Source organism: bacterium (genome assembly GCA_016708025.1).
In the GTDB taxonomy this organism is placed as follows: Bacteria; Zixibacteria; MSB-5A5; order GN15; family FEB-12; genus FEB-12.
In genome coordinates, this window is record JADJGQ010000003.1 from 127,273 (window position 1) to 152,607 (window position 25,335).

Sequence of the window (25,335 nt, forward strand, 5' to 3'; positions counted from 1 at the left end):
TCCCTTACTGCCGCTCGAGGGCGACAACCAGTTGGATAGTGTACGATAGATAGTTAATGACAGTACCGGTAAATAGAGAAAAAATCTCCCGTCGCGTGCAGGAGGTTTACGGGATCGTCAGGCCGGGCGCTTGGCCAATCGTCTAAGTCGCTTGCTGGCGGTAGCTTCGCGCCGAGCAACCGCCTTACGGCCGCTTCCGGTCGAGCGAGTTGGTTTGGTCCTGACCACCCGAGACTTATGACCGGTCTTGCTATTCAGCTCCAGATAGTTGGCGATAGCAATATCCCAATCAACAAACTGCAGTATTCCAGCCACCTCACGGGCTACCACGGCCGCCTTGCGCAATGACTCCAGTTCCTCGGATATTTCCGCCCGGATCATGAAGTCGGACTTCCCTCCGTAATGAACCAAAGAAGCGATGATATAGCGGTCAAGATAGCGCGCTTGCTCATACGCCTGCGCAGTTCTGATCCGTCGAACTGCCCGCTCTATGGAATGGAATAAGGGGAGGCGATAATTCAGAGCGACTTTGAACTGCACCAGATATTCGCCGGTCAATCCCGGACGGACCGTCTCTTCCCGCATATGGCCGAATATCTCCTGAACGCGGTGCAGCGCGTCAGGACCGGAAGAAGCCAATACGGTCGCCAGACCGGTATTACCGGAAAACTCAAGGACGACATCGCGATTGTGAAATGTATACGACATGCTACTGATAATATCGGCTGTTGGAGCAGTCGATTTTATCAGCCAAACAGATCGTTCTGAGGCTATCCGAGATAGCGGAGCTTACTTCCTGAAGCGGTCAAAATCGGGCTATCCTGATGCAGTTCGGCAGCTTTCACCTCTCCCAGGAAAATAGTGTGGTTGCCGACCGCCACCTTATTAACCAACGCGCAGTCCAGATAACCCAGCGCCCCTTTGAGAAGCGGAGATTTGGTGACCGGGGACGTATCTACATCGGCATGGGCCAGTTTCTGGTACCCGGACTCGGCCGGACCATAGTAGGCTTTGGCGAATTCGCTATTATTCTCGGCGATCAGATTGACAACAAAACCGCCATGCTGATCGATCAGCCGCGAAGACTGATGTTTGTTATGCACGGCCAGCGCAATGATAGGCGGCTCGGAGCTGACCTGCGAGATCCAACTGGCGGTAAATGCATTGCCGTTGTTGCCGTCCCCCATCGTGACTATATAGACGCCGTATTCGATCTTCTTCAGTGCTGCTGTGATCTGCTTTTCCATTGCTACTCCCGTTCAGCCGGTCTCCCGGTCACTCGTTTCAACGTTCAAAAGGATGATCAAAGGTGAAGTCGGGCCGATAGTTCATCGGACTATCCAATTCCTGGACCCATCCCCGGTGAAATCCGAGACGATCAAATTCGTCCAGGACCTGCTCGTACTCCTCCTGTTGCAGCGTTCGTCCGAGGCGCGGATGATTCGCCACCGCCGGGATCGGATGATACTGCGACATCAGAGAAACATGTACGTCAGGAGAAAGTTCTTCCGCGATCCACTGAAGTACCGCTTTGCTGTTTTCGATCTGGCCCGGCAGGACCAGATGACGGATCACCATGCCAAAGGTGATCCCCCCCTCATCATCGGTATAAATGTTCGGCCCCTTCTGGCGGTACATCTCTTTGATCGAAGCGGTGGCATGTTCGACATAATTCGGCGTATCCGAATAAGCCCCGGCCAGGCGATTGTCGAGATACTTCAGATCGGGAAGATATACCTGAATCGTTTCCTCGAATGATCTGATAGTCTCCGCCTTGTCAAAACTACTGGTATTAAAAACGAAGACCGGCGTTCGTCCTCGCGCTGCCAGCGCGTTGATGATCACTCTGACCTGAGGAATGAAATGAGACGGGGATACAAAGCCGACTGCCTTACATCCGGAGTCTAGTAATGTCTCGATCTGCGCAATGATGTCGACCAGCTCCAGCTTGGTCTCTTCGATCGTGGCGTTGCGGCGGCTGATCTGCCAGTTCTGGCAGTAAACGCACTGCATATTGCAGCGGGTGAAGAAGATGTTGCAAATGCCATTTTTGCCGGAGATGACCGGCTCTTCCCCCCGATGCGCACAGATCGAACCGACCGAAAATTCCATCCCGCTGTTGCAGAACCCCAGTTTACTGCCGGAGCGGTCTGCCTGGCAATTGCGTGGACACTGCGTGCAGTTTTTCAGGACCTCAAGTGGCAGAAGCAACTCCTGCCATTGAGTCTGACTGAACAGGGCGGTCGATGTAGGTGTAGTTCGGTCCATATTGCTGTCCGGGGAATATACACTGAGACAGCCCGAACCGCAAGGCAGTCCAGATCAGCCGTCGACCCGGATCGGAAGGATCACGACCGGCAAGCCCTGATGATACAGTCGCTTCTGGACCGAAAAGATCGTCTGGTTATGCAGCCAGCGATTAAAGAAGGTCTCCTTGCGGAACACCAACTGACCGCCAAAAAAGACCGAACGAGGGAATCTGTCAGTTATCAGCGGGACCTGCTTATCCAACTCCTCCAGAACATCAACGCCGATCACGGTATGACTCTCAGCATATAATCCGTGCCGCTGCAAATAGTCGACATAGCGTTTCCCCTCGGACTCGATATGCTCCTTGAGCTTCTCAACCTCGGCCGTCCCCTTGAAATTGCCGACATCCACAACACCGATCTGCAGGAAGATATAGTTCTTGAACGCCCCTTCAAACAGGCTGATCACGTTCAGGAGTGTATGGATCCCCAGTCCGTTGAATCCATTGACCAACAGCACTGCCGTTTTTCCCTTCGGCTGCGGCTGGAGTTCCGGGACCGGAGTGGTCGCTTGTTGCTCGGAAACCTGCATGGCCGTCACTAGCAGCTCATCGAGCCGCTTAAGTTGATTGGCGGTGCGCCGGTAGTGTCGCCGGACGGCAAATGCGATACTGATCAGGACGCCGGTTACCAAAATGGTAAGCCATCCCCCCTCGTTGAATTTGAGGATCGCCATCGAGACCAGAATAAACGTACACATGACCAGGCCGATCCCGTTGATCGAGATCTTGCGGAGCCAGGCTTTGTTTTCACGTCGCACCTGCCACCAGTGGCGAACCATCCCCAACTGCGACAGCACAAACGTGATAAACACGGTGATCGAATAGAGCACGACGAGGAATTTGACCGAACCACCGGTGGCAACCACCAGTACCATCGCCAGCCCACCCATTAGCAGAATACCGTTTTGGGTAACCAGTCGATCCGACAGCACAGTGAATCGCGTGGGGAACCAGCGGTCGAGGGACATATTGGCAAGCACGCGTGGGCCGCCTAAGAAACCGGTCTGAGCCGCGACAAACAGCAAGGCCGCCTCGGAAAGGAGAATCGAAAAAACGAAGACCGGTCCAAAACTCCCCCATCCTTCGGAGATCCGCTCGAAAAGGACCGCGTTCAGGGTCTTCCCTTCGGCAGGTTTGAGGTCGAGCAGGAGATATGCGATCACCAGGCCGGTGACGATAGCCGCCAGTGAGATCGACATATACCACATGGTTCGTCGACCGTTGATCACCTTCGGTTCACGGATGATCGGCAAACCGTTGGAGACAGCCTCAATACCGGTATACGTACCGGCGCCAAATGAATACGAGCGCATCAACAGGAGAAAGATCCCCATCAAGCCAATCTCCGACTGGGCCTTGGAAAAATCGGTAGCGGTGTTGCTCACCACCTCGGGGAGCTGGTCGATGTGACTCCCCCAGGCATAAATGATCGCGACAGCATGCAACAACACAAAGGAGAGCATGATCGGAATAAGCGGCACTACTGATTCGCGGACTCCGCGAAGATTCATCACGATCAGCAACAGGACGCCGAAAACGGTAAAGAAGAGTTTATACGGATGCCATTCGACCGGAAGGAAACTGAACATTGCATCAGAGCCAGCCGCTACAGAAAGGGCGATCGTAAGGACATAATCGATCAGGAGTGCGCAGCCGGAAACCATCCCAAGGGTGGGATTGAGCATTTTGCTGGCGACGAGATAGCCACCACCGCCGCCGGGAAAGAGCTCGATGATCTGCATGTAGCTGGCGGAAATAACAAATACGGTGATCGCCGACCCGAGCGCGACTAATAGGCCGAGATAGGTATGACTACCGAGAGCAAGGAATGCTTCTTCCGGACCATAGCAAGCCGATGAAAGCCCATCAGCACCAAGTCCGACCCATGCCAGGAATGCGGACAGGGCTAACGCATGGTAAATCGAGCGGTCCTGGAGATTTCGTCCCCGACCGATCAATGCAGTCTTAATTCGTCTAAATAGCGAAGGTTGTGTTTCCATCTGACTTGCCGGACCAGGCACGTTTGGTTAAAGACCGCGTCAATAGCCCGCAAACCTTGGCCTAATAATAGAATAGCAGGGGAATTAGCAAGATAATTCTCGACTACCTTGGTTTCTCAGCCAACCAGATATGCTTCCCGCCACCGGTCATTCCGAATTCGCTCAAGGGGCCCGTCTTCTGCAAAACAAATCCAACGGAAGTAAGCAGTTGCGTGACTGACTCCGGTATAAAGGCTGTCTGTTCAAAGAGTTCGTCCCGACGCTGCCAGTTTCCATCGATCAAGCGAAACATGGTTGCTTCCATCTTCCCCAGTCTGGCCGACTGGTCGTAGCTGGATCGACAGACCAGCACATGGTCTGATTCAACGATCGACCATGACCCTTTCCAGCGTTCGACAAACCCCTCCTCGACATTGAGGTCAAAGAAAAACAGACCTCCCTTTTCGAGAGAGGCAAAAACGGATGCAAAGGCAGCCAGCAATCGCTCTTCAGTCATCAGATGATTGAGACTGTCAAACACCGACACGGCGCCGTGGACTTTCTCCGGAAGAGTGAAGTTCTCTGCGTCGCTTTGCTGGAAAATCGCCAGCTTTGCATTTCGATAGGCGTAGTCCAGCATCTCGGACGAATTGTCAACCCCGACCACGCGATACCCTGCTTCGGTCAGCCTGGCGGCAAGCTGCCCGGTCCCGCAGCAAAGATCAAGTAACCGGCCATTCGAAGGGAGTTGAACCAGCAACCATTTCTCAATCTGTGGATAGACGCGACTGATGAACTGCTCGGCCCAGTAGCGGTCGTAGAACCAGGCAAGGCCATCGTAAGGGGTAGTCTTCTGACTCATCGCTTTCTCGGCAAAAACCAGGCATCATCGTTTTTGGTGAAGCCGATATGCGGGTAGTACTCGCGCGCCTGAGGTGCCGCCAACAGCAGGATCATAACTTCTTCACCGAGATATTGCTGTGTCCTGAGGATCAACTCCTGCCCTATCCCCTGTTTCTGGTGCGATCGGGCGACCGCCAGGTCAGACAGATAGCAGCAGTAGGAGAAGTCCGTCACCGAGCGAGAAATGCCGATCAGCTTAGCTCCATCGCGAGCGGTGACGATCAGGTTGGCGTTGTCGAGCATACGAGCGATCCGCGGAAGATCAGTTACCGGTCGATTCAGGCCGGCATCGGCGTACAGATCCGCTACTTCGGCCGGTTCTATGCTCTCGTTGATATGGTATTGAATATGCATGCAGTCGATCTCTCCATGGTTTCTGGAGCAAATATGAAGAAATGCGATCGGGAATGCAAACGGCTAATCTGCTCAGGCGGGAGCCAGGGCGCCGGCCTTCTCGAAGGTCACGGCATTGAGGACGGTATCGACATAGAAGTACTGCTCGGCCCTAAAGGGAAGAAAGGCGAGCTGGATTGATTGCGGCTGGCAGGGTTCAAAGGCTTTGTTCTTGAGAACATCGCGCTCGGCGGCTCGACGATACCAGAGTATCTCAAGCAGAGTAATTGCATCCTCGATCGACCGACTGACCGGAATCTCCTGCCTGATCATATCTTTCATCAATTCGCAGGGGATTTTCTCAATTGCGGTAGTCATGCGTGAACTGAGGCGGTAGACTGTCTCCGCATTGCGCATTTCGAATGCCGGTACAACGAACTGCATCTGCTTGTCGGATCTTTCGGTGGTCGCCTGGATGATCCAGAAGGGGAAGAATAATGCTGATTGATCGGTTTTCCCGCTCGCGACCAATAGGTCAGTGTTGAGGCGCGGGTGCGTATCCAAAAATTCGATCCGCTCGCAATTGTGGCAGGCATTCACCAACGAGCGCCCCATTGGAAGATCCACTCCGCAATTGGTACACCGATGAAACTCCACCCCGATCGCGCCGAATTGGATCGCCGCCGTCTCATCAGGTGGTTGAGGAGAATCCGCCAACATCTCGGTACCGGCGACCCGCCCGGTGACAGCATCGATTGCAAACCGCCGTGTCCCCTGAGACAGATAGCTGTCCGCCAGATAATAGGGGAAAAAGATGATCGACCCTTTGGGATGGAACAGCAGAGTCGAGTTATTCCGATTGTCCGCCCGGTCAAACTGCCCAAGTCCGGCTGTCCCTTTGATCACTCGCTCGATTCCATTGGCGAGCGATTCGTTCACTGACAGACAGCGGACATCAGTGCCCACCTTCTCCTGGGCGAACGGAACCAATCCGAGATATTCGGTTCTGAGTCCAAGCGAAAAGGGGATCGCGGCAAAATGTTCGGTTGCCGGAACTGACGTAGAAAACGTGGCGAGATTGACCGTGGTCAGCTCTTTCTCTTCCACCTCTCCATTGTCATATTCCTCATCCTGCGAACGTGATACTTCGTAAGTCGACGTGCGCACCTTGAGCGTCACGGCATCGATCTTCCAGTATGGGTAATAGACAAGCGAAAGCAGAGCCGCCGAGCCGGGCATGGACAGGTCATGTTCGCGGCAGTAGCGATCCAGGAGAAAACGAATTTCCTGATTGGTTTTTCGGGGGCGAGCGAAGAATGCCGGCGGGAGTCCGGGCAACTTTATCCGGAGGACAGAACCACAATGCTGACAGAGGAGAAGGCGGAAATCCTTCTCCAGCGCAAGGTCGGCTCCGCATCCGGGACAGCCGACCTCGATGGTGAAACCGTTATTGCCCGTTCGGCGTGGACTGACCATCAACTGGCTTTCCACAGTTGGCGCAGAAATTCGCGCCGACCATCAGTTCGGACGAACAGAACTTGCAGGTCGTTTTGCTGTTCAACCGGGTACCGCAATTCGGGCAGAAGCTGGAATCCGATGGTACCTCGCGCTTACACGAATGACATGCCTGGTACGCTTCGGTTCGCTCTTGAGACATGGATTTCTGGAACAGTCCAGGGGTCATCAAACCGACCCCGGCTCCCATCATCATGCCAGCGCCCGAAGCGGCCGCGCCACCCTGCGCGCCAAGTCCCTTGGCGATCTCATACTTCATGAACTTATCAAGGTCGCCGACCGCGCCCATCCCGGATCGCTGGTCGATCATCTTGGCTACTTCGTCCGGCGGCGTGATGGTCGAGATATAAAAATCAACCAGTGCCAAGCCATACTTCTCAAATTCGATCTTGATGATCGTTTCGAATTCCTTGGCCAGTTCACTGTATTGCGCCGGAAGATCCAGGATAGTTTTCAGACGTTCGCCGAGCAGGTCATTGAGGCGTGAGATAATGACATCGCGCAGATAGTCGTGGATATCTTCAGTCGTGAATTTCGCCTGACGTCCCACCAGCGAATTGAGGAAGAGCGATGGCTTCTCGATACGGAAGGTATAAGTTCCATGTCCGCGCAAACGAACCAGGCCGAGCTGGTTGTCGCGGAACGTAACAGGGTCGCGAGTCCCCCACTTCAGATTCGTGAACACCTTCAGATTGACAAAGTAAACTTCCGCCCGAAACGGCGAATTAAACCCGAACGGGAATGCCAGCAATCGGGTAAGGATCGGAATATTCATGGTCGTCAGGGTATGCCGACCGGTGGAGAACATATCCGCAGCATGGCCGTCCTTGAAGAAAATCGCCTGCTGGCTGTCGCGGACGATCAACTGTGCTCCCAGTTTGAAATCCGCTGAGCCCTCTTGCGGAAGTCGGTAGATCATCTCGTCGCCGGATTGATCCAGCCATTCAATGACTTCAATAAGAAGAGACATATTGGCTCCTGAACTTTTTTTCGTAACTGTTACGTAGATTGTCGGAATAACAGAAAGTTACTCAAGGCGGAAGACTGAACGAAATATGAACAACCATTCCCCCGTCAAGTAACCGGATAACAGGGAGTTGTATACCGATTTTATCCCTCTGTAAGTCCTTGCTTGGTCCACGGCTGACGAATCGATCAACGTGCAGAAGACGGTCCGCTTACCAAAAAAAAGCCCCCGGGATATCCAGGGGCCAGAATAGGAAGCAGTTCCCAACTCAATCATCCGCGATATCTGTATCATTACTGCTCGGACAATGGAACCTGAAATTGCCCACCATGGATAGCGCCAATGGCGCAGGGGTTGGCGTGGCGATTGTGACTTCACCAAACCCGCCCTTGAGCGATCCGACAACATGCCCGGCAAGATCGAATATCTCCCCTTCGAACTGACCATAGCGCGTGCCACAAACAGGACACATGGCATAGTCAGTGTAGGACCAGGTCCCTTTGAGATGGCCAACCAATGTGCCGGAAGCATCGAGCCAGTTACCCGCAAACAGATTCTGCGCGTCGCCAACCCAGAAACTTCCCTCAAGCGTGCCGATCTCCGGAGTAGCCGAAGTGTTTGCGCCTTCCGCTCGCCAGATCCCGCCGAATGTCCCGCTCATATGCGTCTCATCGGCCCGAGTCCAATGACCGTTGAACGAACCATGCGGACAATGAAGCGTTTTCAACTTGCGCGCAAAGATCGCCATGCCGGAGAGATTCCCGGTCGGATAAAATGCCTGGAAGTGGGTCAGGTTATCAACCACTACCTCTACTGAAACAGGAGCGGTCTGGACCTTCAAGGTAGGCGCCGTTACGTAGAATATCCCCCGCTTCATTGCAATAAAACTCACCATGCCATCAATATCACTCTGGGTGAAAGAGCGCCAGGCGATCGTCATCGGATCGTTGCCGGGAAGCAGCGAGTCGATCCCGCCCTCGAAATCAAGCGCAGAGATCACGCCCATCTCGCCGACCCCGTTCACCTTCATGGAGCCGCTCCAGTCGACAGTGATGCCGGGTGCATTGTCGGGAGTCGTGAATGAACCCCACAGCATGGTCACCGCGTAGACATCGTAGCTGGTATCAGCCAGGAAACTCTCAAGTTCCTGCCGAGCCGTCACCGCCATACTGATCGGGAGCGTACCATCATCGCTCGCCCCATATAACGCAACCATCTGATTCGCCTTCGCCGGAAGGTCTGGAGATGATGCTGGCGGATTTGATGACGGTGCCGTGACATTTGAATCACTGCATCCAAAGATAAACAGAGTAAGGAGCCCGGTGATGAAGATCAGTAGAACTTTCATTGCTCATTCTCCCACTATTGTACAGAGCGGATAGTCTTGATATGTTCGCGTCTTCATGAATTAGATACGATTTACCTCTCGATTTATGCAATGGAAATTCTCAAAAAAGAAACCCGGCCATTGAGACCGGGTCATATCTTACCTGCTGGCAACACGTTCAGTTGTTCGCCAAGGGCATCAGTTCGCCTTTACGAAACATCTCCTGCTTTTTCTCCAGCCCGGTGTCGGAATAACTTATCCAGACGCCTTCTTTGACGCCATAATGATACTCCCCTTCGAATTGGCGCTTGCCGGTCGGATGCCACGAAATATACTGGCCATGCGGCATTCCGTCCCGGTAATGCACCTCTTCCCGCTTAGTTCCGTCCGGATACCAGGTGAGCCACTTCCCTTCTTTGCGCCCCTCAATATAATTCCCTTCGATCTCCAACTTCCCATTCGGGTGCCAACGTCTCCACTCACCACTCTCTTTGCCACCGCGATAACTCCACCGTTGGGCGATCTTTCCGTTATCGTGCCAGCGTGACCATTTGCCGAATGGAAGATCCTGTCGGAAACTCCCCTCTTCCTCGACATATCCATTCGGAAAATAGCGGGTATAGAGTCCGCTTCTGACTCCCTTCAGGTAGCCGATCGATTCCTGCATCTGTCCGCCGGGAGACCAGATGACCCAGGTGCCGGTCTTGACGCCATTCAGGTATTCGCCCCGCACCGAGCGAGCGCCTGACTCATAGAATTGTTCGCAGACGCCGTTGCGGATATATGTGCCGCTGGAGTCGCGCGTCTCGGTCCATCGTTCCTGAAGTTTGTGCGACGGATAGTAGTCGTGGCGGGTTTTAACCGCGTTGCTGCAGCCGATCACAAGCAGAACTAGAATGGCCGCGAACCATGCTCTACTGTTTTTTGATCTGTTCATGATAGGTTGGGTACCTCCGATAAGTCGATAGTTTATTATCGGACAACTCGAAGGAAGGATTGAGGCGATAATCAAGCCGTTGCCGTAAGGCAAGTTGCCTTCCGGAAATCTGCTTCCGCAGCTGCAAGTCGTCGAACGAACCATCAGGCCCGTTTTGCGGCTAGCAGCTCCACATATTCAACGAGATGAGTCAACATGACATCCAGTCTCCGGCTGAATTTTTCATCAACCATATCTCCAGTCTCAGAGAACTGCTTGCCCACAAAGGGCAAGAGTAGATCATGACGGATCGGGATCATCTGCAACGCGATCACGACCTGGCGAAGTTGTTCGACTGAACGCGCACCGGAGACCGGACCATTGGAATAGCCGACAAAAGCAACCGGCTTGTCATTCCATTCCCTGAAGAGCCAGTCGAATGAGTTTTTCAACACCGCCGGATAGCCATGATTGTATTCTGGTGTCACTATGACAAACCCATCGGACTTCCCGATCCGGGCTGACCATTGGTTTGCCATTGCGAGTCCGTACTCCCCCTTGGCTGCATCAGCCGATACCGCGAGGTTATAAAACGGGAGCGGCCAATCGCGAAGGTCGAGCAGATCATAAGAAGCATCGTTGTGGGAAGCGGCCACGGTCTGAACCCACTTGGCTACCTTCTCCCCCTGTCTCCCCTCGCGAGTGGACCCAAGAATAATCGATATGTTTCGCATGTCTTACAAAACAGCAGCTAGCCGCAAAAGTTCAAGTAAGCGAATAAATTAGAGTACAAACTACCGGTCATAGTAGGCATCTGCTCACTGACAATTCCTGACACAATCTGATTTCACAAGGCGTTGAATAAGGGTGCGACGATCTCATCTGAGAGTGAAAGTTCCAGTGTTTCGCTCATGGAATCCGAGGCTTCGCGCTTGACGCTTTCACCCGGGTCGCATATACTGCGGCAACTGGGAAAGCAGTTACCGATTGCGCTGCGCATCTGCTTTCCAGGGGAGACAATGGTCAAGTCGGTTGGGATACCGTCGGACCGTACATTAATCCTAAATGAGACGTTGGTTGATGATCGTATTGATATGAATTCACGGATTTCACCTGTTGTTTTGCTAGTCGATGATGACCCCTTGGTTCTGGAAGCGCTGAACGAGCTGTTCTGCGATGAGTTTTCCACTGTGACCGCACGCTCAGGGGAGCATGCTGTCCAGCTATTGGACGAACAAACCGCCACCGCGGCGGTGGTGCTGGATATTCGGATGGCCGGAATGGGGGGTATCGAAACGTACCTTCGAATGACGAAGATCCGCCCTTCGTTGCCGGTGATCATTCTGACCGGTGAGATTCAGGAGATGGTGCCGCGCCTCGCGGAGTTGCCGGTGCGACCATACGCGATGATCGGAAAAGGGGAGCCGTACGGCGAACTACTCCGAACAGTCCGTGCCGCAATTCGCGGCCAGGCGCCGAAGGGATAGAACGCACGCGGAAATCGGATTCGTTAGCCCGATGCAGTCGGCTCAGTCGCCACTTTCCAGCCATTTAATAGCGTCGAAACGGGCGGTGAACAGCCGCAGATTGAGGTTGGAAGGGCGCACCTCATGGAGCATGACATACAGCTTGGCATTGGAAAGTGTCACGCCGTTGTTGGAGACCAGCGCCCATTTGGTCGGCCCCATCTCTTTGGCCATCTCGTGCACATGCATGCGGAACCGGTCGATATCTTTCATCCCCCAGTCATAGACAGCCCCGGTGAGATCGATGATCGAATTCATGCCAGGTCGATAGTTGGCATCGGCACGGATCTTGGCGATCGATTCGATATCTTCGTCAACCGTGACCGGCCCCTGTTTTTCGACCACGATCAGGTTACGCGTTTTGTCGAAGTAGTACGAAAACTTCATATCTCCTCACCCGGTTGAGGTGACAGTGCAACGGACGGTACGACCGACAGCCGAGTTGACCGACGGTATCGCCTCTATCGCAGGATTGGCATTGTTCGGTTCGGATAGATGGTCTGGTCTCGTTCGGCGCCTCCCGCGCCTTCAACCAGACGGTACGCTACATACAACATCAGCTTTCCTTTCCTGTACGTCAAGTCTGAATCAAGGCTTGGGGCTGGAAAGCTGTCGGAATTGTTCTGTTTGTGCACGGTCACCAAAATAGATATATTTGTCCGGGAATTTGTATAAACCGCATGAGTGGACCCGAAACCGATATGCACCTGACTTCTGTGGCGTTATGCCTGACTCACGACTGTAATCTACGCTGCAAATACTGCTATGCCGGGAGAAAGGTTGCCAGGTCAATGTCGTCCGAGACGGCTCAGAGATCGCTCGAATTCATCGCCGCCCAAAGCAACTCATCCTGTACGGTCACCTTTTTCGGCGGCGAACCACTGACGAAATTCGCCCTGCTGAAGGAAACTGTTCGTTTCGGTGAGGAACTCTTTCCCGGACGATTCGATTTCCGCATGGCCACCAATGGTACCCTCATCGACTCGGAGGTCATCCAGTTCCTCCGTGATCACCAAGTCTACTTCTCCCTCAGTCTGGATGGCACACCGGAGCAACATGACTGCAACCGCTCGTACGGAAATGCAGGCGGCTCATATGCGCAGGTGGCCAGGGATCTTGAGTCGATTCTCGATTTCAATCCATATACGGTCGCCGTCTCAGTCATCACTCCGCAGTCTGCTGAGTATCTGGCCGACGGCGTCAGGCATCTGTTCGGACTGGGCTTTCGCTACGTTGTTCAGACCCTGGACTATTCGGCCGACTGGCAAAGTGAACACATCAAAATTCTGAAGCGCCAGTACGAAGAACTTGCCAAATTTTACTATGACTCCCTTCGCGCAGGTAAGAAGATCTATTACAGCCCGTTCGACGCCCGCATTCAGACCTGGGCCCAGAAACCGTACTCCAAGGGTGAACTGTGCGACCTTGCACGTTCACAGGTGGCCATCGCCGCGTCCGGCAGAATCTATCCCTGTGTACAGTTCGTGGGCCAGGATGATCAGGCTGAGTGGCCCAACAGTATCGGTGATGTCAGGCACGGTTTCGATCAGACCAAACGAAATTGGTTCATCCAGCAGAATCAGTTGGATACAGACACCTGCGTCGGTTGCGCGTTGCATGGACGATGCGCGACCTACTGCGGCTGTGTTAATTGGCACGCTACCGGAAAGATCAACCAGATTCCGCCCATAATCTGCGAGCACGAACGAATGCTCATGCCGATCGTTGACCGATTAGCTAATCGCCTGTGGAAGCAGAATGTTGATCTGTTCAAACGGAAATTCTACGACAAGACCTTCCCCATCTCATCATTCATAGAGGACTGCATGGCGAGTCGAAATGGTGAAAATGCTTAGCATCAGGCCGTTGCGCAGGTATGACCTCGCCAAGTATCCATTTGCAGGCCGCTACCAGGTCCCACCGCTATCATATTCAGGTTTGGCCCGCAATGCGGTCGCTATTGCAGCGTTGGCAACCTTGCTGGAATCCTGTATCCCTATCGCAGGCAAATTGCCGGCACCACCCATGCTGAGCGAGGTCGATGCCCGGGCAACTATTGTGAAGGCATTTGCGAGCCAGAATATTGCGCTCACTCCTGATCAACAATTAGCGATTCCGCTTGGCTCGGACGATGTAGCTATAGTCACCGCTGACGGCTACAATGACCAATTGAGAATCGGGTTTGAATACATCACGTCCGAAGATCGGCACGAGTTTACTGAGCAAGTCAGGCAATCAATTGATAAATCGAATCTCGAAGGTCCGCAGCATATACTGACCATCAATGCTCAGCCTGGCTGCTTGAATACGCAGGACAATAGCACCGAAGTGCATCTTCGACAAGTGGTCAACGATTTCCTCGCCTCTCTTCGAGCGCAGGGAGTGATTTGACAGGAGGTCGTCTATGCTTGAGATCAGGCAGATTACGCGATACGAAGTCCCGCTCTATCCGCGTGACGGTAACTTTCAGACGTGCCCACCCTCGCGGATAATCCTTCAATTTGGCGGTATCACGGCCGCAATTGCCATCGTAACGCAATCCTGCACCTGCATGGGACCACCTCCCCCGCCTCGTCTTATTGGTGAGAAGGATGCTCGAAGTGCCATAACCAGCCTTTTCGCTGCGCGACAGATTGAGCTGAAAACGGACCAGCCGATCACCTTGCGGATCGATCAGCCGGACTCACTGGTGCTCTCGCTCGACGGATACGACCCGAAAACTCAGGTCGGCTATGAATACCTGGCGAGCAAGGATCGCGATAGTATTCCCGACGCCTATCGTTCGCGACTCGACAGCACGCGACTTGAGTCGGCGCCCCACATTTTGGTTATCGATGCTCAGTACGCCTCGTACTATGACCGCGGTCAGAAGCTCGTAGACATTGTAGAGAAATTCCTCGATTCGCTTAAAGCACAAGGCGTGATTTGAACGGGTGTGAAGGTATCGGTCACAATCTAAACGTTTAGAAGGCTTTTGATCTCAAGTTGAAAGTATCAAGCAGACCACGATGCCTGTCCTCGTCTATTGCATAGAGGCCGTGAGTACGCGAGAAGAACGAGGGGTGCTTTTTCGAACAAAAGAGAATCTGAGTTACAGTGCCTGGGTGATCCGTGTCTACACCTGGGCCGCACATGTACCATCCTTTGATCTTCCTGCCGCACTTGAGACAGGCCAAAGTGTCGGGAAACGTGTGATCATACCAATAGGCAACATAAGAAGCAACCTGCGAATCCAGCTGTATCGGTACATCGTGAAGGTGCCGCCAATACGATGTCAGAATGATGCCGGACATATCATCTGGATGGAAAATTCCTTGGGCATTAAACCATTTCGCTAAACGCGAACCATGCCAAAGTCCCCAATCATTGCGCAGCCACAAACCTAGACCAAGGTGCGCCAGGCTCAAGTCCTCTTCCTTCCAAGCCCGAAGGGTATCTATCACTGTCGGGGTCAGCGTCGTATCAAGGTACGCCAGGCAGTCATCAAGATCTACAGGGACATACGATTGGCTCTTAGAGAGAGAAAGACCGGGCACGCATGATACGAAAAGGAGAATCGTAATGCCCAGCAAACAGGTTAGAAGGCAGAATTGAACTTTTGTATCCACAGGTCTCTACCCCTGATCAAGAGTACTGCAGCAACAACCACATGGACATGACGAAAACGAGGACGTTATGTTGAATCGGTTCAACTGTCCACGCGGGGTCAAAAGCCTTGTCTCATTCTTTTACTTAGCAACAATGACCTGAAAACCGCCATAAGCGAGACGAGCCATGTCAAACGGCATGGAAAAATCTTGGGCGTCCTGATGCTTTTCACTCATCTCTTCCATTACTTTTTTGTTCACTTCGTCTCGATGCTGTTTGGACTCAAACACAATAAATGAGAACCAGACGGTTTCGTCTGCGTTTGCCTTGGCCAGCTCGGGAAACGTAAGCGTCTTCATACCGCCCATTTCTTGCGCATTAAGGTCATCGCCCATGCACTCGTAATATTCGAGGGCGCCGTGCTTCATCCACATATCTCGGCCCTCGCTTGCCATTTTTGTGTACTCTTGTACCTTTTCTTTTGGAACGATAAGCACAAACCCATCTACATACTTTGTTTGATCTTTTGTCATAACTTTTCACCTCTTTTACCGCTCAATATCGTAGACCTTTTTTGTATTGTATAATCACATCTTGGCGAATTCTAGATTTTCTTTGGCGGCAAATTCATTGAGTTCTTCAATATGAGATTCGATAGACATTCCTTATCTCTCCTTACTCCCGGTAGTTTTTTTGGTGAAGATAAAGTATTGCATAGGATTATAGAAAAGCCCGCTTCTGGCTCGACTGAATTCAATATGGCTTGAGATTTCCGAGAAAAACGGCTGGGGCGCCCGTGTAGCCGGCGCCAAAGACTTCATTTCCAAACTGGCGGAGAGACTGGGATTCGAACCCAGGATAGGAGTTACCTATACACGCTTTCCAGGCGTGCGCCTTCAACCACTCGGCCATCTCTCCGATACAGAAACAAAAACGTCCCTGAAGGACGCTCCAATTTACACGCGAATTCCAAAAAGGCAACAGGTATCCCCGCCAACCCAAAACTAATTAACCGCTTGTCCGACTTCTTTTTCCACTACACCACGACGTTTCGAGACCGAATTGTCCTGTCCCCACCTGTCCTCCCCTAACCCAACCCTCTCACCCCTTCTCGTCGGCGCCCGTTTCGAAATAGAGGAAACGGTCAAGCATCTTCACGAACTCCGACCAACCCGGCCCCTTCTGTTTTTGCCGGATCCGGTCCATCGCCCCCATCTTGCTGTCAATCTCGTCACAATAATAGAGCACCAGCGATTCCGGCATCATCGGCACCACCGGCGACCCGTAATCCCTCTCCCCCTGGTGCGAAAGGATCATATGGCGAAGTTTTATCAGCAGCTTCTCGGGGAAACCGTCGATCTGCCCCGCCCGCATCGCCACCCAGGCATCACAAATACAGATATGATCGATCAGCCGGCCCTCATCAGTGAAGTCGATCTTCATATCCGCCGAATAGGAGCGGATCTTGCCGGCATCGTGAAACAGCCCACCGAAAATCAGATAGTCTTTATTGAGGAAATCGTACCCCGCCGCGACGCGCAAAGCCAGCTCGCCGACATTGGCCGAATGTTCAGAAAGCCCGCCTACATAGGCATGGTGCCAGAGTTTTCCGGCAGCGGCCTTCAGGTAATCGTTGAGAAACTGCTCATCTTTCCAGAAGGAGTCCGCCAGCTGGCGGATATAGCTGTTTTGGATCTTGTCGGTGAGCGCCATGATCCGGGCAAGACGCTGTTCATTGCTCTGAGTCGAATGCGGGAGAATCTCGTCGATCTGGTACTCGTCATCCAACGCCAGCCGGATCCGATTGACCTGAAGTTGCAATTTCCCGTTGTACTCACCCACCAGCCCGCCGACTTTGACCACCATTCCTTCGGCCAGGTCGGTTTGGCTGAACTGGTCGGGCTCCCAGATCACCCCCATGATCCGCCCGGTGGAGTCACCCAATTCAAGCTGGATATAGATCCCTTTGCGGTACTCTTTGACCTCGCGTTTGCGGACGACGAAGTAGCCGATGATCTGGTCTTTGACGACATAGTCGCGGATTTTCTTGCTGTCCATCTGACTCACCCCTGGTTGCGGGATACCGGTTTTGACAACAGCAATAATAGTCGATGCCGGTGGTTCCGCCAATAACTTCGATGGGCGGGGAATATAAAAGTTGTCAGGCGGGTATAACTGGTATATTTTCCAGAGCCTTATGAAGATATTACAGCGCTACATCCTCAAGGAGCATATCGCCCCATTCTTTTTCGCGCTTTTCATTATCACCTTTCTGCTGATCATCGAATATGTCCCCAAAATCGTCGATCAGGTGATTGACAAGGATCTGTCGATCTGGGTGGTACTTGAATTGATCGGGTTGAATCTGGCATGGATGCTGGCGCTGTCGGTCCCGATGTCCGTGTTGGTCGCCACCCTGATGGCGTTTGGCAGACTGACCTCCGACTTTGAAGTAACCGCGATCAAATCATCCGGGATAAACCTGCTCCAGCTCCTGATACCCTTACTTATTGCGGCATCGCTCCTGACCGGCGTAATGATCTGGTTCAGCGATGCGGTCCTTCCGGATCTCAACAAACGGGCGCGCATGCTCTGGGGGGATATATCGGCGATGCGCCCTACCCTGGTGTTCAGGTCGGGTGTTTTTGTCACTGATGTTCCCGGGTATCTGGTGCAACTCGACCATATCGATCACTCGACTTCGCGGGTCGAAGGGGTTCGGATCACCGAAACGAAAAACCCTACCAAACCACGCCTGATCATCGCTGAATATGGTTATCTCAAATCAATGGATAACGGCAGGAATCTCCAGTTCACTCTCTACAATGGAGAACTCCATTCGCTGGATCTCGAGAATCCGGCCAACTACCGGAAAGTCGATTTCGAGAATCAGGTGATCAATATAGGCGGAACGGGCTCGGAACTGGTACGAACCGACAGCGAATACCGTACCGATCGCGAGATGCCGATCGACACCATGAAACAGCAGGTGATAAACAACCTCCAGCAGATGGAGCCATTGCGCGTCAGCTCGATCAACAGCCTGAAAGAGAAATTCACCTATCTCTTCTCCGACAGTTTGACCGCGCCATCTAAAGCATTGATGACTGACTCAACCGCCCGTGTGGCAGTGCAAACCGAGGCTCTGGTGTTAATGAGAACACTGGAACGCAATATCCAGCAACTCGAGAGTCGCGAAAAGGCAGTGGCGAAATTCCAGATCGAGATATACAAAAAATATTCGATCCCGTCGGCCTCGCTCGCGTTTGTGCTGATCGGCGCGCCGCTGGCGATCATGGCGCGCAAAGGCGGCATGGGAGTAGCTATAAGCATCTCTATCCTGCTCTTCATCGTCTACTGGGCTTTCCTGATCGGGGGCGAAGATCTGGCCGACCGAGGCATTGTCTCTCCCTTCGTGGCGATGTGGAGCGCGAATATCCTTCTGACTCTGATCGGCATCTACCTGATCTATATCGTTGTGACTGAAAAGCCGGTCTTCGGATTCTTCCGGCGGGTGTATCGCGGATGATCAAAAAGCTTGATCTCTATCTCCTCCGCCATTACCTGTTGGCGCTCCTGGTGGTGACTGTGGCGATCGGCCTGACGATTATCGTGGTCAACATGGTGGAGCAACTTCGTGATTTCATCGACCACCAGATCCCGCTGGTGACGATCCTCAAGTACTATCTCTTTTTCGGCGGCTGGGTGCTGAAGTCATTCCTGCCGATGTTCATTCTGCTGGCGTCGCTTTTCTCGGTGTCGGTCCTGGCGCGTCGGCGGGAGATCCTGGCCATGAAGGCGGCCGGAATATCGCTCTACCGGATCATCGCGCCATATCTGGTCGCCACCATGATCCTGGCGGCCGGCCACTTCTATTACAGCGAGTACATTTTCCCGCCGCTCAATCAACAGCGGATCGAGATGAAAGAATTCACGATCGAAAGCCGCTCCAAAGCGGCATTGGCCAAAGTGCGGAATGTCTTCCGCCAGGTCAGCCCCGGGAAGTTTTACACCATCACCACTTTCGATACCGACCGCGGCGATGGCCGCGATTTCAAGATGTATTCCACCGTCAACCACCGGCTGACTCAAATTGTCACGGCGGAGAAGGTCCGCTTCGAAGACCACCGCTGGTTGCTGGTCCAGGGGCAGGTGCGCGACTTTGATTCTCTCTCCACAGAGACCTTTCACCAGTTCGACACGCTGACTGTGCTGGAGATCAAGGATAAGCCGACAGATTTCCAGAGTCGACTGGTGAAGCCGGAGGATATGGGGCTTGAGGAGCTGAAGAACTATATCGATCTGCAGAAGCGGACGGGCGGCCCATACCAGGCTGAGTCGATCGATCTGAAGATCAAGTATGCGTTCCCGCTGACCTCGGTCATCATCATCCTGATCTGCGTACCATTCGCGGCCAATCCGCAGCGCTCGGGGATCGCCGTTTCATTTTCGGTCGGAGCGGGGATATCGCTGTTGTACTTCGTGCTGTTCAAGATCCTCCAGTCGGCCGGACACAATGAACGAGTCCCGGAATTGGTCGCAGTCTGGGGGATCAACGCATTGTTCCTGCTTATCGGATTAATAGGATTGATCGGAGCGCGTAAGTAATGTCACACGAGGGACACGAACGCAACCGCGCGATGTGGAACGAGCTGGTCGATGTCCATGTCGCCCACCCGTCATACCGTGTGAAAGAATTCCTCGATGGTGCCTCCACCCTCAAACAGCTTGAACAAAACGAACTCGGAGATGTAACCGGCCGGAGCCTTCTCCACCTGATGTGTCAATTCGGGCTTGATACACTCTCGTGGGCACGCAAAGGGGCAAACGTCACCGGAGTTGATATCGCCGACCAATCGATTCTGCGAGCCAATGAACTCAAGGTAAGTGCGGGGCTGGACTCTGCGCGGTTCATCCGGTCCGACATTCTGGAACTGCCGTCTCATTTGAACGAGCAGTTTGATATCGTTTATCAGTCGTATGGAACACTCTGCTGGTTGGCGGATATTGGGACATGGGCGAAAGTCGTTGCGAAGTTCGTCAAGCCGGGCGGCGTTTTTCTTCTGATCGATGATCACCCCTGTTCATTGGCGATGTATGAAACCTCGCTGAATTACTTCTCGACCGAATCAGAAACGCTCGCTGATCAGCCGGATTATGCTGATCGATCGTTCCGCCGATCCAATCCAAGCACCGAGTGGCAACATACTACCGCAGAGATCATCAACTCGCTTATCAATGCGGGATTGACCATAACAAAAATGGGGGAATACGATTATTCCTACTACCAGGTCACCGAAGAATGGCGCCAGGTAGAGGACCGTTGGTATCCGCCGAAATCACCCACCATGTTTCCGCTGATGCTGCTGATTCGCGCCACTCGCTGACTATCAGCCGTGTGCGCGGAGCAGGACCATCTTGGCGTGAAACGCCGTCTCCACGATCGAGACCGCACTCTCCAGACTCAGCATCCCGGTATTGATCACGAGGTCATACTGCATGGGGTCATCAATCTCCTGGTTAAACAGCCGATGGATGAATGCGCTCCGGTCCCGATCGGTCCGTTCCATTAGCAGATGCGCCTCACGAGCAGAGATCTCTTTGTAGCGACAGAGATTCTCCACGCGCGTTGAGTCCGGACAGACGACCCGGACATGCAGCCCCTTGTGCGGCCCGAGGATCAGATTACCGCCGCGCCCCATCAGGATCACTCCACCCAACTCAGCCAGCGACAGCACTACCTTGTGCAGATACTCGTTGTAGTCGGTGTGATCGACCATCTGGCCGGAAAAGGCAGCATCAACCGCCATCTGCAGTCGCCCGCGCGTATGCTCATCGAGTGCCTCGAGCAACCGCTTGTAGTAACCGGATTCTTTGCTGATCGCATCGATAACTTCGCGATGCAGTCGCTGAAAACCGAGTCGCTCGGCGAGCAGAGTGGCGAGAAAGGAACCTCGTGATCCGGTTTGACGGCTGATCGTGATAATACGGTGCGGCTCAGCGTGCGGCGGATGGGTCTCCTCGGATGTCCGCCGACGTTCCAGCTCCCACTTGAGGAGCTGACGATTGATAATGGCATCAATTGAGGTCATAGGAATCACCTCCACCACAATATACGGACAAAACGTGGAGTTGTGACTATATTTTTTCTTGGAAGGGAGGCTGGCCTTAGTACAGCCGGCCGCCGGGGTCGGCATCCTCAACCGGGCTGACCAGCACCAGCCCGCCGCCGGGACGCGGTACTCCCAGCATCAAAACTTCGGACATGAACCCGCCGATATTCTTTGGCGGAAAATTGACCACTGCCAGACATTGCCGTCCAAGCAGTTGATCGGGTGTATAGTCGGTCTTGAAACGCGCAGAGGTCTGTTTGATGCCGATCTCTGGACCGAAGTCGATCTTCAGTTTGTAAGCCGGGATCTTGGCCCGCTCAAAATCAGCGACCTCGACAATCCGCCCCACCCGGATATCGACTTTGAGGAAATCTTCGTAGCTGAGTAACTCTGTCATTCGGATAATCAACAGAAAGCAACGGCTCTCGGCAAGTGAGAACCGAGAGCCGGTGCATTGCGCATGCTAACTATGCCACATTTTCATATGGTCGGCATGGGTCTGCAGGTAGCCGCCCGCCTGCATGTTTTTGTCGTAGAAATCCAAATCGAGATGGTGTGCCTGCAGGAAAGTCAGCGTGTAGACCGAGGGCACTGTCCCGGGGAAGCGACCAAACGTGTCAAAGATATACTGCGCCTGATGCGCCACACATTCCTTGAACAGCTCATTCATTTCGGCCGCAGCACCACGGACTTTGCTGGTCTCTTTCCAAGGTCCCGGTGTCTGGGGATTAAACGGCCCGCCTGCGCCATACTTCCGCTGGACGAGCGCATCGACCGCCGCCCGCATATTCGGGTAATGCGGCGGGCAGTAGGCCTCGAACACTCCTGCTCGACCGGTGAAATTCGGGACCGGCCATTTGGGATTGGTGTCGAAGCGGAACCCAAGTCCCGGGATTGCCGGATTGCCCGAGGCTCCCAACAGTGAGAACGGATCAATACCGTCAAACATCCAACCGCCCAATCCGAGCGCCTGAAGCATCAGCATCCCGGCATAACAGGAGGTCGACAGTTCCGCGCAGGTTTCAGCCAAACAGAACTGCTCCATAAACGACACCGGATAGGCCGCTTTCAGGTCTATCAATTCGGAGAACTTCTCAATCCCGGGAATCGGTCGACCGTTGATATCATCCATCAAACATTTGCCGTTCTGCGCGAGATAGGCGATCCCCGCCAGATAGTGCTGCGCGACATCGGCGACCGGGATGATCAGCGTACTCCCCGGCACATTCACACACCAGGTATTGTGCGGCTCAAGATACGGTTCTTCGGCGGGGAGATTAATGCGCTTGTCATCGAGCTTCACGATACGTGACTTGTGCGCCGCGAGCCAGGCATCCAGATCATACTCGCCATTTGCATTCGTATTGAGCAGAGAGCCGGAATCGCGCGTCGGCAGAAAATAGGTGCCGTTGTCATCGGTGAAGAAAAACTCGGTGGTATGAAAGCCGGCGGCGGATGGAAAGGTTCTTCCCCCGGCCGCGGAGGCATAGTTCGAAAGTTTCGGCGCGTATCGCTTGGCACGATAGTGCAGGTAGTGCCAGCCGTTGTTGCCGGTCGCGGCGGCCAATACCAACATCTGTTCGAGATCGGAGAGCGGCATCGGCGCATGCTGTGATTTGTACGCCAGCACGCCATCGGGAATCTCGTCTCCCAAAGCGAACCGTCGCGCGCGACGCCCCAGCAGCGCCTCGATCAGCGGGAAATTGACGGCATGCTCCAGCCCTTTGGGCATGGCCGGCATTTTGTCGAGCAGAACTTTGCCGCGTTCTCTGGTTTGAGCGGCGAGATTTGAGAAGCCCAGACCGGAGAGCGCGACTCCGGCGCCGAGTGCGAGGTGGCCGAGCATTTTTCGGCGGGTGACCGGCATCCATCCGGTAGCAGTGGAATTATCAGACATACGATCCTCCTTCGTGTCTGTTGAGGTGAAGATGAAATGGAGGTTCAGAGACCTTCCCGCCCGGACGGAAAAAGTATACAATAGTGGACTAATCTGGTCAATGAGGAAAAAGTGGCCCGGCAATCTCTTGCTTGGTCACCACTGGTGCTCGCGTTGCCTATAGTATCTGGTGATTGACCCCTATCCGTATATCAGTCTGCCGGTCATCCCGATATTCGCTATACCCCACCCAATAATCTGATGTAGAGAAATTGCGATTATGCGAGATGTTCAACTGGAGAGTCGTCGGAATAGAAACCCTATACGTAATGCCAGCCAACAAGAGCACTCCAGTTTCCTCATCGGAGTACTTCCCGGTAGAAATGACCATCGCATCCGTCGAGGTTGCGCGGCCTTTCTCCCAACCGATCTTGGAGTAACTCAGATCAGCGCCGATCGAAATACCTGTCCTCAAATCATAGGAATATTGAAATGCGGCTCTTACAGAAACAGAGTTGAGATCGGCATGGCTAAGCAGTTCGTAAGTTGCGGGCCCGTTCGCCGGCGGGTAGTATTTGTACAAAGAGTAAGAGTCGCTCCATGGGTCCAATCCCAACATGACTCGTAGCTGTCCATCAAATTGCCAATTTAGGGATAAGGGATTAGAGCATTCGAATAGTAAAAAGAGGTACCGGTTGACTTCTTTAGACCTGTTGTAATAGTATCGATGAGTGACGCCACTGCTAATGTCAGTGGTCACTGTCATTGTATCGTTACCCCAATAGGAAGTTGTATCCCAGGTCTGGTAGGACTCCGAATTGTGACTGCTGCGGTACACGTATCGACCACCAAATCCAAGGCGCACTCGATAACCAAATTGTCTTCCTGAGTAGGCAAAGGCGTTCCCAGAATAGTACCCGTACACCGCTCTGTCCAACGAAACGGAACCCGACGCCCCCTGGCCATAGTAATCCCATATGTCCTGCAACGCAAATGCCACTTTAGGAGTCAGACTGTCAATAAGTGCCGACTCCAACAAAAAGTCGGCAATCCCCTCCAGAGCGCGCTGGCGATGTATTCTGGCATCAACTGCGTGGGCCTGGCGATAGTAATAGACCGTGTCAGTCAAGCGAGTCATCTCTTCGTAGCTGGGCTCTCTTCGCAACACTCCCTGATTCTGAAGTTCTTCTATAATATAAAGACTCGTAGCGGCAAAGGCTCCGCTATACATTCTGCCGATGCCTATTGCCCCTTCTCCACCGATATTGTTGTTGGAACTATTGCTTACTCTATTCCTGATAACCCTTCGATGTTGAGTTCGCCAAGTGTAAGGATCAAAGTCTGTTGACGTATCGATTGTCATCGCATCGCTCTCATCGAGTGGGTCGTGTGAATAGTTCAGTGTTACTGAACCTACCAACGAGGCGAAGGTATTTCCGCTAACGTACTGCCTGATTTCTGTACCTGGACTGAAGTGGAAGTCGAAACTTCTCGATTTTGATTCGACAGTCTGACGTTCCATCTCCGGATATGCGTAGTAACTGTACTTCCTGATTTCTGACCCTGAATTTGTGGAGAAGTTGAATTGTCCCGTTACCGAAAAGCTGACTTCGCGAGGAATGGTAAAGTGCCGCCACCTGGTCGTACTTGAAGTCCTGAAATACGTCAAATCGCTTTCCGAATCAATATTGTCGTAGTAATCCTGATCAGTTTCCGGCCGTTGGTGATTTGACCTATGAGTTCCTTCACCCGCCACCCGCCACTCCAAATCGGTAAACTTCTCCGGGATGTAACTATCCACTCGGAATGGCTTGGAATCCTGTGCAGAAATACTGGATGCAGATACCAAAAGACATGACACCGCGAATGCGGCGATCGACGCGAGTTGTCTGATTGACATGAGAAACTCCCCGTTACATGGTCTCCCCAAATAAACGAAATCGCCTACGGCCTGTCAAGAGCCGCTGACGTAAGCGTGGTC

At 53.2% G+C, this 25,335-nt stretch carries 26 protein-coding genes and 1 tRNA gene; 7 read left to right on the forward strand and 20 right to left on the reverse strand.

The genetic code is table 11. The features are described from left to right. Positions 1-117 precede the first annotated feature (117 nt). The 11 genes from IPH75_11755 to IPH75_11805 form a co-directional block, all read right to left on the reverse strand. Positions 118-708 carry a hypothetical protein gene (locus tag IPH75_11755; protein MBK7142742.1) on the reverse strand — a complete coding sequence of 197 codons (591 nt, stop codon included), beginning with the start codon at positions 706-708 and terminating at the stop codon, positions 118-120. Between the two features lie 62 nt (positions 709-770). Then, positions 771-1,247: a flavin reductase family protein gene (locus IPH75_11760; protein MBK7142743.1), complete on the reverse strand. Its 477-nt coding sequence runs from the start codon at positions 1,245-1,247 to the stop codon at positions 771-773. A 37-nt stretch (positions 1,248-1,284) separates the two neighbouring features. Further along, positions 1,285-2,268 carry a radical SAM protein gene (locus IPH75_11765; protein ID MBK7142744.1) on the reverse strand — a complete coding sequence of 328 codons (984 nt, stop codon included), beginning with the start codon at positions 2,266-2,268 and terminating at the stop codon, positions 1,285-1,287. A 54-nt stretch (positions 2,269-2,322) separates the two neighbouring features. Beyond that, positions 2,323-4,311 carry an APC family permease gene (locus IPH75_11770; GenBank protein MBK7142745.1) on the reverse strand — a complete coding sequence of 663 codons (1,989 nt, stop codon included), beginning with the start codon at positions 4,309-4,311 and terminating at the stop codon, positions 2,323-2,325. Positions 4,312-4,414: 103 nt separating this feature from the next. After that, complete coding sequence (locus IPH75_11775; protein ID MBK7142746.1) at positions 4,415-5,152, reverse strand: class I SAM-dependent methyltransferase; 738 nt, start codon at positions 5,150-5,152, stop codon at positions 4,415-4,417. Beyond that, on the reverse strand, positions 5,149-5,547 hold the full coding sequence (locus IPH75_11780) for a GNAT family N-acetyltransferase (GenBank protein MBK7142747.1): 399 nt from the start codon (positions 5,545-5,547) through the stop codon (positions 5,149-5,151). Before IPH75_11780 ends, IPH75_11775 begins: the two co-directional genes overlap by 4 nt. Before the next feature lie 72 nt (positions 5,548-5,619). Continuing rightward, positions 5,620-7,002, reverse strand: a complete 1,383-nt coding sequence (locus tag IPH75_11785) for a hypothetical protein (GenBank protein ID MBK7142748.1) — start codon at positions 7,000-7,002, stop codon at positions 5,620-5,622. Next, the gene (locus IPH75_11790; GenBank protein MBK7142749.1) at positions 6,974-8,011 is read right to left on the reverse strand and encodes an SPFH domain-containing protein; all 1,038 of its coding nucleotides are present in this window, start codon (positions 8,009-8,011) and stop codon (positions 6,974-6,976) included. The genes IPH75_11785 and IPH75_11790 overlap by 29 nt, the downstream gene beginning before the upstream one ends. Before the next feature lie 265 nt (positions 8,012-8,276). Continuing rightward, entirely contained in the window at positions 8,277-9,356 is a 1,080-nt protein-coding gene (locus tag IPH75_11795) for a hypothetical protein (protein MBK7142750.1), read from the reverse strand. A gap of 157 nt (positions 9,357-9,513) precedes the next feature. Further along, positions 9,514-10,272, reverse strand: a complete 759-nt coding sequence (locus IPH75_11800) for a toxin-antitoxin system YwqK family antitoxin (protein MBK7142751.1) — start codon at positions 10,270-10,272, stop codon at positions 9,514-9,516. Positions 10,273-10,415: 143 nt separating this feature from the next. After that, on the reverse strand, positions 10,416-10,985 hold the full coding sequence (locus IPH75_11805; protein ID MBK7142752.1) for an NAD(P)H-dependent oxidoreductase: 570 nt from the start codon (positions 10,983-10,985) through the stop codon (positions 10,416-10,418). A 360-nt stretch (positions 10,986-11,345) separates the two neighbouring features. On the opposite strand from IPH75_11805, the gene IPH75_11810 reads away from it, so the two are divergent. Beyond that, positions 11,346-11,738 (forward strand): response regulator, encoded by a 393-nt coding sequence (locus tag IPH75_11810; protein ID MBK7142753.1) that lies wholly within the window; start codon positions 11,346-11,348, stop codon positions 11,736-11,738. A gap of 42 nt (positions 11,739-11,780) precedes the next feature. Here the strand turns inward: IPH75_11810 and IPH75_11815 are convergent, their stop codons facing one another. Next, complete coding sequence (locus IPH75_11815) at positions 11,781-12,164, reverse strand: hypothetical protein (protein MBK7142754.1); 384 nt, start codon at positions 12,162-12,164, stop codon at positions 11,781-11,783. 293 nt (positions 12,165-12,457) lie between these two features. On the opposite strand from IPH75_11815, the gene IPH75_11820 reads away from it, so the two are divergent. From IPH75_11820 to IPH75_11830, 3 genes are all read left to right on the forward strand, one after another. Beyond that, on the forward strand, positions 12,458-13,633 hold the full coding sequence (locus IPH75_11820) for a radical SAM protein (GenBank protein ID MBK7142755.1): 1,176 nt from the start codon (positions 12,458-12,460) through the stop codon (positions 13,631-13,633). An 82-nt stretch (positions 13,634-13,715) separates the two neighbouring features. Next, positions 13,716-14,168, forward strand: a complete 453-nt coding sequence (locus IPH75_11825; GenBank protein MBK7142756.1) for a hypothetical protein — start codon at positions 13,716-13,718, stop codon at positions 14,166-14,168. Between the two features lie 13 nt (positions 14,169-14,181). Beyond that, positions 14,182-14,706 carry a hypothetical protein gene (locus tag IPH75_11830; protein ID MBK7142757.1) on the forward strand — a complete coding sequence of 175 codons (525 nt, stop codon included), beginning with the start codon at positions 14,182-14,184 and terminating at the stop codon, positions 14,704-14,706. A 34-nt stretch (positions 14,707-14,740) separates the two neighbouring features. Here the strand turns inward: IPH75_11830 and IPH75_11835 are convergent, their stop codons facing one another. From IPH75_11835 to IPH75_11850, 4 genes are all read right to left on the reverse strand, one after another. Then, positions 14,741-15,385: a hypothetical protein gene (locus IPH75_11835; GenBank protein MBK7142758.1), complete on the reverse strand. Its 645-nt coding sequence runs from the start codon at positions 15,383-15,385 to the stop codon at positions 14,741-14,743. 120 nt (positions 15,386-15,505) lie between these two features. After that, the gene (locus tag IPH75_11840) at positions 15,506-15,898 is read right to left on the reverse strand and encodes a DUF1428 domain-containing protein (GenBank protein MBK7142759.1); all 393 of its coding nucleotides are present in this window, start codon (positions 15,896-15,898) and stop codon (positions 15,506-15,508) included. 296 nt (positions 15,899-16,194) lie between these two features. After that, positions 16,195-16,283 (reverse strand) — tRNA-Ser (locus tag IPH75_11845). Positions 16,284-16,466: 183 nt separating this feature from the next. Next, the gene (locus tag IPH75_11850) at positions 16,467-17,423 is read right to left on the reverse strand and encodes an HD domain-containing protein (protein ID MBK7142760.1); all 957 of its coding nucleotides are present in this window, start codon (positions 17,421-17,423) and stop codon (positions 16,467-16,469) included. Positions 17,424-17,562: 139 nt separating this feature from the next. Between IPH75_11850 and IPH75_11855 the strand changes: the two genes are divergently transcribed. From IPH75_11855 to IPH75_11865, 3 genes are read left to right on the forward strand one after another with little or no spacing between them, the layout of a single operon-like run. Further along, positions 17,563-18,894: an LptF/LptG family permease gene (locus IPH75_11855; protein MBK7142761.1), complete on the forward strand. Its 1,332-nt coding sequence runs from the start codon at positions 17,563-17,565 to the stop codon at positions 18,892-18,894. Next, positions 18,891-19,973 carry an LptF/LptG family permease gene (locus tag IPH75_11860; GenBank protein ID MBK7142762.1) on the forward strand — a complete coding sequence of 361 codons (1,083 nt, stop codon included), beginning with the start codon at positions 18,891-18,893 and terminating at the stop codon, positions 19,971-19,973. Before IPH75_11855 ends, IPH75_11860 begins: the two co-directional genes overlap by 4 nt. Next, the gene (locus IPH75_11865; protein MBK7142763.1) at positions 19,973-20,752 is read left to right on the forward strand and encodes a class I SAM-dependent methyltransferase; all 780 of its coding nucleotides are present in this window, start codon (positions 19,973-19,975) and stop codon (positions 20,750-20,752) included. The genes IPH75_11860 and IPH75_11865 overlap by 1 nt, the downstream gene beginning before the upstream one ends. A gap of 3 nt (positions 20,753-20,755) precedes the next feature. Here the strand turns inward: IPH75_11865 and IPH75_11870 are convergent, their stop codons facing one another. The 4 genes from IPH75_11870 to IPH75_11885 all read right to left on the reverse strand — a co-directional run bounded on the left by IPH75_11870 (position 20,756) and on the right by IPH75_11885 (position 25,254). Further along, a complete protein-coding gene (locus IPH75_11870) occupies positions 20,756-21,457 on the reverse strand; it encodes a cytidylate kinase-like family protein (GenBank protein ID MBK7142764.1) in 702 nt (233 codons plus the stop codon). 76 nt (positions 21,458-21,533) lie between these two features. Further along, positions 21,534-21,875, reverse strand: coding sequence for a tRNA-binding protein (locus IPH75_11875; GenBank protein MBK7142765.1), 342 nt, complete (start codon positions 21,873-21,875; stop codon positions 21,534-21,536). A 66-nt stretch (positions 21,876-21,941) separates the two neighbouring features. Continuing rightward, positions 21,942-23,219 (reverse strand): hypothetical protein, encoded by a 1,278-nt coding sequence (locus tag IPH75_11880; GenBank protein ID MBK7142766.1) that lies wholly within the window; start codon positions 23,217-23,219, stop codon positions 21,942-21,944. 313 nt (positions 23,220-23,532) lie between these two features. After that, a complete protein-coding gene (locus IPH75_11885; protein ID MBK7142767.1) occupies positions 23,533-25,254 on the reverse strand; it encodes a hypothetical protein in 1,722 nt (573 codons plus the stop codon). Positions 25,255-25,335: the final 81 nt, after the last annotated feature.

Coding starts and splice junctions, on each gene's coding strand:
- IPH75_11830 (MBK7142757.1), top strand. CDS start 14,182: ATGCTTGAGATCAGGCAGATTACGCGATACGAAGTCCCGCTCTATCCG.
- IPH75_11880 (MBK7142766.1), bottom strand. CDS start 23,219: ATGCCGGCCATGCCCAAAGGGCTGGAGCATGCCGTCAATTTCCCGCTG.
- IPH75_11795 (MBK7142750.1), bottom strand. CDS start 9,356: ATGAAAGTTCTACTGATCTTCATCACCGGGCTCCTTACTCTGTTTATC.
- IPH75_11860 (MBK7142762.1), top strand. CDS start 18,891: ATGATCAAAAAGCTTGATCTCTATCTCCTCCGCCATTACCTGTTGGCG.
- IPH75_11775 (MBK7142746.1), bottom strand. CDS start 5,152: ATGAGTCAGAAGACTACCCCTTACGATGGCCTTGCCTGGTTCTACGAC.
- IPH75_11790 (MBK7142749.1), bottom strand. CDS start 8,011: ATGTCTCTTCTTATTGAAGTCATTGAATGGCTGGATCAATCCGGCGAC.
- IPH75_11755 (MBK7142742.1), bottom strand. CDS start 708: ATGTCGTATACATTTCACAATCGCGATGTCGTCCTTGAGTTTTCCGGT.
- IPH75_11885 (MBK7142767.1), bottom strand. CDS start 25,254: ATGTCAATCAGACAACTCGCGTCGATCGCCGCATTCGCGGTGTCATGT.
- IPH75_11785 (MBK7142748.1), bottom strand. CDS start 7,002: ATGGTCAGTCCACGCCGAACGGGCAATAACGGTTTCACCATCGAGGTC.
- IPH75_11870 (MBK7142764.1), bottom strand. CDS start 21,457: ATGACCTCAATTGATGCCATTATCAATCGTCAGCTCCTCAAGTGGGAG.
- IPH75_11815 (MBK7142754.1), bottom strand. CDS start 12,164: ATGAAGTTTTCGTACTACTTCGACAAAACGCGTAACCTGATCGTGGTC.
- IPH75_11820 (MBK7142755.1), top strand. CDS start 12,458: ATGAGTGGACCCGAAACCGATATGCACCTGACTTCTGTGGCGTTATGC.
- IPH75_11865 (MBK7142763.1), top strand. CDS start 19,973: ATGTCACACGAGGGACACGAACGCAACCGCGCGATGTGGAACGAGCTG.
- IPH75_11780 (MBK7142747.1), bottom strand. CDS start 5,547: ATGCATATTCAATACCATATCAACGAGAGCATAGAACCGGCCGAAGTA.
- IPH75_11875 (MBK7142765.1), bottom strand. CDS start 21,875: ATGACAGAGTTACTCAGCTACGAAGATTTCCTCAAAGTCGATATCCGG.
- IPH75_11765 (MBK7142744.1), bottom strand. CDS start 2,268: ATGGACCGAACTACACCTACATCGACCGCCCTGTTCAGTCAGACTCAA.
- IPH75_11800 (MBK7142751.1), bottom strand. CDS start 10,272: ATGAACAGATCAAAAAACAGTAGAGCATGGTTCGCGGCCATTCTAGTT.
- IPH75_11770 (MBK7142745.1), bottom strand. CDS start 4,311: ATGGAAACACAACCTTCGCTATTTAGACGAATTAAGACTGCATTGATC.
- IPH75_11805 (MBK7142752.1), bottom strand. CDS start 10,985: ATGCGAAACATATCGATTATTCTTGGGTCCACTCGCGAGGGGAGACAG.
- IPH75_11850 (MBK7142760.1), bottom strand. CDS start 17,423: ATGGACAGCAAGAAAATCCGCGACTATGTCGTCAAAGACCAGATCATC.
- IPH75_11840 (MBK7142759.1), bottom strand. CDS start 15,898: ATGACAAAAGATCAAACAAAGTATGTAGATGGGTTTGTGCTTATCGTT.
- IPH75_11855 (MBK7142761.1), top strand. CDS start 17,563: ATGAAGATATTACAGCGCTACATCCTCAAGGAGCATATCGCCCCATTC.
- IPH75_11810 (MBK7142753.1), top strand. CDS start 11,346: ATGAATTCACGGATTTCACCTGTTGTTTTGCTAGTCGATGATGACCCC.
- IPH75_11760 (MBK7142743.1), bottom strand. CDS start 1,247: ATGGAAAAGCAGATCACAGCAGCACTGAAGAAGATCGAATACGGCGTC.